The 10,316-nt window shown below is 67.5% G+C and carries 5 protein-coding genes; all 5 read left to right on the top strand.

Translation table 11 applies throughout. The annotated features are described in order from the left end of the window. The coding region (recC, locus tag J1777_RS13665) for an exodeoxyribonuclease V subunit gamma (RefSeq protein WP_207576232.1) at nt 1-3,575 on the top strand (3,575 nt) is incomplete at its 5' end. Next, nucleotides 3,568-7,218: an exodeoxyribonuclease V subunit beta gene (recB, locus tag J1777_RS13660; RefSeq protein WP_207576231.1), complete on the top strand. Its 3,651-nt coding sequence runs from the start codon at nt 3,568-3,570 to the stop codon at nt 7,216-7,218. The genes recC and recB, both read left to right, overlap by 8 nt. After that, nucleotides 7,215-9,221: an exodeoxyribonuclease V subunit alpha gene (gene recD / locus J1777_RS13655; protein WP_207576230.1), complete on the top strand. Its 2,007-nt coding sequence runs from the start codon at nt 7,215-7,217 to the stop codon at nt 9,219-9,221. Before recB ends, recD begins: the two co-directional genes overlap by 4 nt. 130 nt (nt 9,222-9,351) lie before the next feature. After that, complete coding sequence (locus tag J1777_RS13650; protein WP_207576229.1) at nt 9,352-9,867, top strand: copper chaperone PCu(A)C; 516 nt, start codon at nt 9,352-9,354, stop codon at nt 9,865-9,867. 41 nt (nt 9,868-9,908) lie between these two features. Continuing rightward, the coding region (locus J1777_RS13645) for a PhaM family polyhydroxyalkanoate granule multifunctional regulatory protein (protein ID WP_341352963.1) at nt 9,909-10,316 on the top strand (408 nt) is incomplete at its 3' end.

Genomic DNA, 10,316 nt, shown 5'->3' with positions numbered 1-10,316 from the left:
TGACCCCCGGCTTTCTCGCCCTGCACGGCAACTGCGCCGAAACCCTGGCCCAGGCCCTGATCGACTGGAGCCGTGCCCACCCCCTGGGCCCGCTGGAGCAAGAGGTCGTGCTGGTGCAAAGCAACGGCACGGCCGAATGGTTCAAGATGCTGCAAGCCCAGCACCAAGGCATTTGCGCGGCCACGCGGGTGGAGCTGCCCGCGCGGTTTTTGTGGCGCAGCTGGCGGCAAATTTTGGGGCCGCAGCGCGTGCCCAGCCTCTCGCCGCTGGATGAGCAGCCCATGGCCTGGCGGCTGATGCGCCTGCTGCCCACCTGCCTCGAATTGCCGGCCTTTGCCCCCATCGCCCGCTTTTTGCGCGACGACCAGCCCCAGCGCCTGCTGCAATTGGCCAGCCGCCTGGCCGACTTGTTTGACCAGTACCAGGTCTATCGCAGCGACTGGCTGCTGGCCTGGGAGGCCGGGCGCGACCACCTGCCCGGCTTGCCCGGCCAACCCGACACCCCCCTGCCCGAAGGCCAGGAATGGCAGCCCCCCCTGTGGCGGGCCGTGCTGGCCGACCTGACGGCGCAAGAGCGCAGCGTCACCCGCCCGGCCCTGCGCCAGCAGGTGCTCGATGCCTTGCGCACCGCCGACATTGGCAGCCTGCCCATTGCCCGGCGCGTGCTGCTGCTGGGGCTGACCCAGGTGCCGCTGGAGATGCTGGAATTTCTCCAGGCCATCGCCCGCCACAGCCAAGTGATCTTGGCCGTACCCAACCCCTGCCGCTACCACTGGGCCGATGCCATCGACGGGCGCGAACTGCTGCGCCAGCAACGCCGCCGCCATCCCAACCGGGGGCAAGACCTGGCCACCGTCTCGCTGGAGGCCATGCACGCCCACGCCCACCCCTTGCTCATGGCCTGGGGGCGGCAAAGCCGGGACTACGTGCGCTTGCTCGATGATTTAGAGAGCAGTACCCACTTAGCACAAGCCATTTCCCGGATTGATATCTATGACGAAGCACCTAATGACCAAGGCAGCCTGCTAGAACAAGTGCAGCGCAGCATTCGCGACCTGCTGCCGCTAGCCGAGCACCCCAAGGCCACCCAGCCGCAGCACTGCATCGCGGCGGCCGACCAATCCATCGTCCTGCACAGCGCCCACAGTCTGGTGCGCGAACTGGAAGTGCTGCACGACCACCTGCTCACCCTGCTGGCCGCGCCGCCCCCTGCCGGGCAGGCCCCGCTGCAGCCGCGCAACATCATCGTCATGCTGCCGGACATTGCCGCGGCCGCCCCGGCCATTCGCGCCGTGTTTGGCCTGCACGCACACAACGACCCGCGCCGCATCCCCTTTGCCATTGCCGACCTGGCCGCCCAGGCCCACAGCCCCCTGGTCGTGGCCCTGCAATGGCTGCTGCGCCTGCCGCAGCAGCGCTGCCATTTCAGCGATTTGGCCAGCCTGCTGGACGTGCCCGCCGTGGCCGCCCGCCTGGGCCTGGAGCCCGCCGATGCCCCCCTGCTGCGCCAATGGATGGCGCAAGCGGGCATCCGCTGGGGGCTGAACGCCGAACACCGCCGCCAACTCGATCTGGCCGCCTGTGGCGACACCAACAGCGCCTGGTTTGGCCTGCAGCGCATGCTGCTGGGCTATGCCAGCGGGGCCGCCCCCATCGAGCACGACGGCCTGCCCACCTGCGCCGACTGGCAAGGCATGGCCCCGCTGCCCGAGGTAGAAGGCCTCAGCGCCCACCTGGCCGGCATCTTGGCCGCCCTGCTGGCCTGCCTGCAAACCTGGTGGCAAGCGGCCCAAACCCCCGCGCCGCCCCAGGTGTGGGCCCAACGCCTGCGCCAACTCCTGACCGACGGCTTTAGCGCCCAAGACAGCGTCGATGCCGCCGTGCTGCAAGGGCTGGAGCACAGCCTGCAAACCTGGCTGCAAGCCTGCGAGCACGCCCGCTTTGAACAAGCCGTGCCGCTGGAAGTGGTGCAAGCCGCCTGGCTGGCCGCCCTGCAAGCGCCCGCGCTGGAAGAGCGCTTTCACGCCGGCGGTGTCACCTTTTGCACCCTGCAGCCCATGCGGGCCATTCCGTTCGAGGTGGTCTGCCTGCTGGGCATGAACGATGGCGACTACCCGCGCCGCGCCAGCAAAAACGGCTTTGACCTGATGCAACACCCCGGCCAAACCCGCCCCGGCGACCGCGCCCGCAACGATTACGACCGCCAGCTCATGCTCGATGCCCTGCTCTCGGCCCGCCGCCAGCTCTACCTCAGCTGGGCCGGGCACAGCGTGCGCGACAACAGCCCCCAGCCCCCCTCGGTGCTGGTGGCACAGCTGCGCGACTACCTGGCCGCCGGGTGGCAGGGCGAAGACCCCGCCCAGCCCGGCCACCCTGGCGGCGACGTGCTGGCCCAGCGCAGCTTTCACCACCCGCTGCAACCCTTTAGCCGCCGCTACTTTGAAGTCGGCAGCCCGCTGACCACCTACGCCCGCGAATGGCAAGCCGCCCACCAAGGGGCCAATGCACCCTCATCCTCGCCCTTGCCAGCACCCACGGCAGCCCCGGCAACGGCCACAGCACCCGCCCCCACCAGCACGCTCCCCGCGCTGAATTTGCCCACCCTGGCCCGCTTTATGCGCCACCCGGCCCGCAGCTTTTTGCGCCAACAGTGGCAAGTCAGCTTTGAGCTGGCCGAAGACCTGCCGCTGGATGAAGAATGCTTTGCCCTGGGCGGGCTGGCCGCCTATGGCCTGGTCGAGCAACTGCAAACCACCATGGCCGCCGCCACCCATGCCTGGGCCAGCGCCCCCAAAACACCGCAGGCGCTGAGCACCTTGCTGACACGCCAGCTGCAACACCTGCAAAACGCTGGCAGCCTGCCCTTGGCCGGGCTGGGCGAACAGGAAAAAGCCGCCCTGCACGCCAGCACCAGCAACAGCTTGCAGGCCTGGGCGCAATTGCAGCAGCACTACCCCGTCGAAGCCCCCCACCAGGCGCTGCACATTGCGCACCAGGGCATCGTGCTGGACGACTGGCTCGATGGCCTGCGCCAACGCCATGCAACGGCCCCCCCGGTGCGCATCAGCCTCTCGGCCAGCAACGTGCTGCTCGGCGAGGGCAACAAAGCCCAGCCGCGTGCCGACAAACTGCTCACGCCCTATTTGCACAGCCTGGCCGCCGCCGCGTGCGGCATCGCGCTGGAGCAATGGCTGATCGGGCACGATGCCTGCCTGCACATCGCCGCATCCGACCCGGACGCAGCCACCTCGGCCCTGCACGCCTGGCTGGCCACGTGGCAAGCGGGGCAAGCCCAGCCGCTGCCCCTGCCCTGCAAAACCGCCTTGGCCCAAGCGACCAACGGCAAACCGTGGGAAACCTACGACGGCAGCCACCACAGCGATGGCGAAGCCACCGATCTGGCCTGGGCCCGCTTCTTCCCTGACTTTGCCGCCCTGAGCGCCGACGGGCGCTTTGCCCACTACGTCGAGGCGCTCTACGCCCCGCTGGTCGCCTGGGTGGCGCAATCGGTGCGCATCGTGGCCTGGGAAGACTTAAGCGCTGACCTGCAACCTTCGGAGGCGCTCCATGCCTGAAACCCTGCACCCACTGGCCCCCCTCACCTTCCCCCTGCACGGCAGCCGCTTGATAGAGGCCAGCGCCGGCACCGGCAAAACCTGGACGATTGCCGCCCTGGTCGTGCGCCTGGTGCTGGGCCACGGCGGGGCCAATGCCTTTGCCCCGCAGGGCCAGCCCTGCCCCCTGCAACCGGCGCAGATTTTGGTGATGACCTTCACCCGCGCCGCCACGCGCGAGTTGAGCGAGCGCATTCGCGCCCGGCTGGTGGAGGCGGCCGCTTGCTTTCGCGGCCAAAGCGCGGGTGATGATTTTTTGCACGATTTATTGGCCACCTACCCCGAAGCCACCCAGCGCGAGCAAGCCGCCTGGCGGCTGGAGCTGGCCGCCCAGGGTATGGACGATGCCGCCATCTTCACCATTGATGCCTGGTGCCAGCGCGTGCTGCGCGAGCATGCGCTGGACAGCGGCAGCCTGCTGGACGAAACCCTGGAGGCCGACGAGGCCCAGCGCCTGACCGAAGCCCTGCAAGACTACTGGCGCCAGCAGTGCTACCCGCTGGACGCGCCGAACCTGGAGCGCCTGCAAGCGCAGTGGAAAAATTTTGCCGCCTTTGCCAACGATATCCGCCCCCTGGCCCACGAAAGCCTCGACCCCGCCCTGGGGGCGGGCGACCTGGCCGATCTGCTGCCCCACTGGGAGGCGCACGCCCACGCCCGCCTGCACGCCCTGGCCCAAGGCTGGGCGCAAGCGGCCGAGGACTACGAAATCTGGCTGGAGGGGCAGTGGGCCCACAACAAAGGCGCATGGGATGGCCGCCGCTTGCAGCGTAAAAATTGTTTGCAGTGGCTGCAAGCGCTCAAAGACTGGGCCGCCGCGCCCCACCCTGATCTGGCCAGCGCCATGGCCACGGGCGCGTGGCGCCTGACCCCCGCTGGCCTGGACGATGCCCGCAGCGGCGCTGTGCCCGTGAACTACCCACCGCAAGCGGCCGCGCTGGAACACCTGCTGGCCGAGCTGGCCGCCCTGCCCTCGCCCCGCCTGCACCTGCGCCAGCACGCGGCCGCCCGCGTGCAACAGCGCCTGCAGTGGATCAAAAGCCAAACAGCCACCTTTGGCTTTACCGACATGCTCCAGCGCCTGGATGCGGCCCTCACCGGCCCGCAAGGTGCGGTGCTGCGCCAGCGCCTGCTGCAGCAGTACCCGGTGGCGCTGCTGGATGAATTTCAGGACACCTCCCCGCTGCAATACCGGCTGTTTTCCAGTGTTTACAGCCCAGAAACCAATACCAGCGACCGCGCCCTGCTATTGATTGGTGACCCCAAGCAATCCATCTACGGCTTTCGCGGGGCCGATATTTACAGCTACCTGCAAGCGCGGCAGGCCACCGCCGGGCGGCACTATGTGCTCGATAAAAACTACCGCTCCAGCCATGCCCTGGTGGCTGCCGTGAACCACTGGTTTGCCCAGGCCGAAAACCGGCCGGGCAGCGGTGCGTTTCGCTTTCGCACCCACAGCGCGCACAACCCCCTGCCGTTTATTCAGGTCGCAGCCCAAGGCCGCCCCGAAGTGCTGCACGCCAACGGCACCCCCGTGCCCGCCCTGCACATGGCCTGGCACGCCGCGCCCGAGCCCGTCAGCGGCCAGGACTTGCGCACCCTGTTTGCCGCCGCCTGCGCCGAGCAATTGGCCCAGTGGCTGAACGACCCCGGCATGGGCTTTGCCCAGCCCGATGGCCGCTTTGTGCGCCTGCGCCCGGGCGATGTGGCGATTTTGGTGCGCCAGGGCAAAGAGGCCACCGCCGTGCGCCAGGCGCTGCGCCAGCGCCGCATTGCCTCGGTGTATTTGTCCGACCGCGAATCCGTCTTTGCCAGCCCCGAGGCGCACGATCTGCTGTTTTGGCTGCGGGCCGTGGCCGAGCCGCTGAACACCCGCACCCTGCGGGCCGCCTTTGCCACCCGCCTGCTGGATCTGCCGTTTGCCGATTTGCAGCAACTGGCACACGACGATGCCCTGCTGGACCAGCGCACCGCCCAGCTGCACCGCCTGCACCAGCTCTGGCAGCGCCAAGGCGTGCTGGCCATGCTGCGCGCCAGCCTGCACCAGCTGGGCTTGCCCGCCCGCTGGCTGGCCGAGCCGGACGGCGAGCGGCGGCTGACCAATGTGCTGCACCTGGGCGAGCTGCTGCAACAAGCCAGCGCCACCGTGGAGGGCGAGCAAGCGCTCATCCGCTGGCTGCAAGAATCCATCGCCAACCCCAACGGCGATGCCCAAGCGCAAACCGTGCGCCTGGAAAGCGATGCCGACTTGGTGCAAGTCATCACCATCCACAAAAGCAAGGGCCTGGAATACCCGCTGGTGATGCTGCCCTTTGCCAGCGACTTTACGGAGAAAGAAAGGGCCCGCACCCCCTTTGTGCGCCGCCCCGATGGCCACCTGGTGCTGCAAGTCAGCGACCACGACCTGGCCCAAGCCGAAGAAGAGCGCCTGCGCGAAGACCTGCGCCTGTTCTACGTGGCCGCCACCCGCCCACGCCACCTGCTCTGGCTGGGCCTGGGGCCGATCAAAAAACGGAAAAAATCCTGCCAAAACGAGCGCAGCGCCACCGGCTATTTGCTCGCGGGGGATGCGCCCCAAAGCGCCGCGCAGTGGCAAAGCGCCCTAGAAACCCTGGCAAAATCTTGCCCAAATAGCACGCTAACGCTTATAGATAAAGCGCCTACAGCTACGCTTTTTAAGAACGAACGCCAGCCAGCCGCCTTGCGCCCGGCCCCCCCCTACGACGGCCAGTTCGACCGCAGCTGGGGCGTGGCCAGCTTCTCGGCCCTGGTGCGCGACCTGGGCGCGGCCCCCCGGCCTGACGAGGCCCTACTGGCCCAAACGCCCGCCGAGGACGAACCCGCCGCCCCCCCGTCCACCGCCGCGCCCAGCAGCGCCAGCGCCGTCTGGCACCGCTTTCCCAAGGGGCCGCTGGTAGGCAACTTTTTGCACAGCCAAATGCAATGGTGGGCCGACCAGGGCTTTGCCCCGCTGGATGGCCCACTGCGCCAGGCTTTGCTGGGCCGCTGCCTGCGGGCCGGCTACAGCCAGCCCCAAGCCGAAGACGTGGCCCACTGGCTCAGCACCCTGGGCCACACCCCGCTGCCGCCGCTGGATTGCGCCTTGCCCGCCCTCACCACCCAACTCACCGAGATGGAGTTCTGGCTGCCCCTGGCCCCGCTCTCCAGCAGCGCGGTCGATGCCCTGTGCCAGCACTATTTGCTGCCCGGACAGGCACGCCCCGCCCTGCCCCAGCGCCAGCTGCACGGCATGGCCATGGGCTTTGCCGACCTGGTGTTTGCCCACGGCGGGCGCTACTGGGTGCTCGATTACAAAACCAACACCCTGGGGCCCGACGGCAGCGCCTACACCCCCACCACCCTGGCCGCTGCCATGCTGCAGCACCGTTACGACGTGCAAGCGGCCCTCTACACCCTGGCCCTGCACCGCCTGCTGCGCCAGCGCCTGGGGGCGGCCTACCGCCCCGAAGACCACCTGGGCGGGGCGCTCTACCTGTTTATGCGCGGGCTGGATGGCACCTGGATGCAGCACCTGCCCATCCCCAGCGCCTTGCTCGATGCCCTGGACGCCCTGATCACCGCCCCCGCCGAGGCCTGCGCATGAAGCACGACGCCCCCCACACCCTCGACCTGTTCGCCCCCGAAGACAGCGCCTTGCCCCTGCGCGACCAATTGCGCGCCTGGCAAACCCAGGGCCTGCTGCGCCCGCTGGACATCGCCTGGATGCAATTTGTCCACACCCACCACCCCAGCGCCCCCGATTGCGTCCTGCTGGCCAGCGCCCTGCTGGCCCATGTGGAAAGCCGGGGCCACAGCTGCCTACCGCTGGCCGACCTGGTGGCCGCCCCGCAGCGCCTGCTCGCCTGGGACAGCAGCACCCACCCCGATATCACCGCCCAATGGCGGCAATTGCCCACGCTACTGGATGCCTGGCTGCAGGCTTTGCAGCACTGCCCCCTGGTGCGGGTCGTGGGGCGCGATGCCGACAGCGGCCAGCCCATGGTGCTCACCCCCCACCCCAGCGCGCCCAAACTGTATTTGCGCCGCTATTGGCATTACGAACGCGCGGTGGCCCAGCACATCCTGCAGCGCTGCCGGGCCACGCCCGACCCCAGCACCGCCACCAATATTGATCCGCCCACCATCCGCCATTGGCTCGATCGCCTGTTCCCCAGCCAGCCCAGCCCCGCCACCGAAAACGCCGATTGCGACTGGCAAAAACTGGCCTGCGCCCTGGCCCTGCGGGGGCGGCTCACCCTGATCACCGGCGGCCCCGGCACGGGCAAAACCTATACCGCCGCCCGCCTGCTGGCCCTGCTGTTTGCCACCGCCGCCCAGCCCGAACAACTGCGCGTGGCCCTGGCTGCGCCCACAGGCAAAGCCGCTGCCCGTTTAAAGCAATCCATCGACCAAGCGCTGCTGGGCCTGCACACCAGCATCGGCCAGGACGTGGACATTGCCGCCCTGGTGCAACGCACCGGCGCAGCCCGCACCCTGCACAGCCTGCTGCAACTGCGCCCTGGGCAGGCCAGCACCATCACCCCACTGGAGGTCGATGTGCTCATCGTCGATGAAGCCTCCATGGTGCACCTGGCCATGATGGCCACCCTCTTGCAAGCCCTGCCGCCCCAGGCCCGCCTCATCATCCTGGGGGACAAAGACCAACTGGCCTCGGTCGAAGCCGGGGCCGTACTGGGCGACCTGTGCCAAGGGGCCGAAGGCGGGCACTACCACCCCGACACCGTCGCCTTTGCCCAGGCGGCGGCCGGGCAAACCATCCCTGCCGCTTTGCGCGATCCGCACGGCAGCGCCTTGGCGCAAAGCACCGTCATGCTGCGCCACAGCCGGCGCTTTGGCGGGCCGATTGGGCAGCTGGCCCTGGCCGTCAATCGCGGCGATGCCCGGGCCGCGCAGCAGGTGCTGGACACCTGCGCCGATGGCAGCCTGGCCTACCACCGCAGCGGGCGCACCGAAGCCATCTGGCGCACCGCCCTCTCCAGCGACCAGCCCAGCTACCACGATTACCTGCACGCCCTGCACGCTGGCCCGCAGGGCGATCACACCCTCTGGGTGAAACAAGTTTTGCAGGCGTTTGAACGCTTTCGCCTGCTGTGCGCCGTGCGCGAAGGTGACTGGGGCGTGACCGGCCTGAACACCGCCATCGAACGCGAACTCATCGCCCGCAAACGCTTGGTGAAAGACGGCCCCTGGTACGCCGGCCGCCCCGTCATGGTGACGCGCAACGACAGCGCCCTGGGCGTGTTCAACGGTGACATTGGCATCACCCTGCCCAGCCCCGACGGCCTCTTGCGCGTGTATTTCTTGGATGGCGACCAGCTGCGCAGCGTCGGCGTGGCGCGGCTGGCGCACATCGAAACCGCCTTTGCCATGACGGTACACAAAAGCCAAGGCTCGGAATTTACCCATGCCGCCTTGGTGCTCCCGGCCTACGGCGGCAGCGTCCTGGGGCGCGAGCTGGTGTACACCGGCATCACCCGCGCCAAAGCGCAGTGCACCGTCTTTACCCAGCACCCCAAGGTATTGGCGCAGGCCCTGGCCCAGCCCACGCAACGGCACAGTGGCTTACTAGAATTTTTTGATAGCTAGAAGCGCTAAACATTGCTTCATATCAACAACATAAATCCTTAAAAACCAATAAATAAGAGCGCAAACAGCTCTTAAAACCTACACTGCAATCCTCCCTAGAATAGATTTTTTTTCCAAGGACTGACTGACCATGACGCTTCGCACTTTTCTTGCCGCCGCCACCGTGCTTGCCACCAGCCTGAGCGCCTGGGCCGAGGCCCCCGTACAAGTTGATGCTCCCTGGGCCCGCGCCACCGTTGCCGGTCAGCAGGCCAGCGGTGCCTTTATGCGCCTGACCGCCCACGAGCCGCTGCAGCTGGTGGGCGTGCGCACCGATGCCTCCGCCGTCTCTGAAGTGCACGAAATGACCATGGAAGGCGACGTGATGAAAATGCGCGCCATCCCCAGCCTAGACCTGCCCGTGGGCCAGACCGTCGAGCTCAAACCCGGCGGCTACCACCTGATGTTCATGCAGCTCAAAGCCCCGCTGGTCGCTGGCAGCCAGATCCCCGTCACCTTGCAATTTAAAAATGCCCAGGGCCAAACCCTGGAGCACCCCGTGCAAGTGACCGTCCAAGCCCTGGGCCAAACCACCAGCGGCCACGGCCATGCCATGCCCCAGCACGGCGCACCTGCCCAGCACAAAGCCGGTGGCATGCAGCATTGACATGCATTAAGCTTTCACGATTGCACTCACAGGAGGTTGCCATGAGCGACGCACAGGCTTTTGGTTTTGGCCAATTCATTCCCGGATACGATTTTTTCCAACAATTGAGCCAGTCGAGCAAAGGCGCTGCACTGCCGCCGTTCTCCAGCTGGGTGGCCCCCACAGTGAGCGTCGAAGAAATCGACAAACGCATCGAAGAATTGAAAGCCGTGCAGTTCTGGCTTGACCAAAACGGCAAAGCCCTGGCCGCCACCGTGCAGGCGCTGCAGGTGCAAAAAATGACGCTCTCGACCCTCAAGGGCATGAACGTCAATTTGCAAGAATTTGCCCAAGCCGTCGGTGCCGCCCAAAGCGGCGACCTGTCCAACTGGCCCATGGGCACCGCGCAAAAAGCGGCGGCAGCCCAGCGCCAGACCAGCGCCGCAACGCAAGCGGCGGCCGACACCCCC

The organism is Comamonas denitrificans, assembly GCF_017368815.1.
In the GTDB taxonomy this organism is placed as follows: Bacteria; Pseudomonadota; Gammaproteobacteria; order Burkholderiales; family Burkholderiaceae_C; genus Comamonas; species Comamonas denitrificans.
This window is presented reverse-complemented; position numbering and strand designations above follow the sequence as displayed.

Bases quoted from the DNA above. Each gene is read 5' to 3' on its own strand.
- recB (WP_207576231.1), top strand. From the start codon at position 3,568: ATGCCTGAAACCCTGCACCCACTGGCCCCCCTCACCTTCCCCCTGCAC.
- recD (WP_207576230.1), top strand. From the start codon at position 7,215: ATGAAGCACGACGCCCCCCACACCCTCGACCTGTTCGCCCCCGAAGAC.
- J1777_RS13650 (WP_207576229.1), top strand. From the start codon at position 9,352: ATGACGCTTCGCACTTTTCTTGCCGCCGCCACCGTGCTTGCCACCAGC.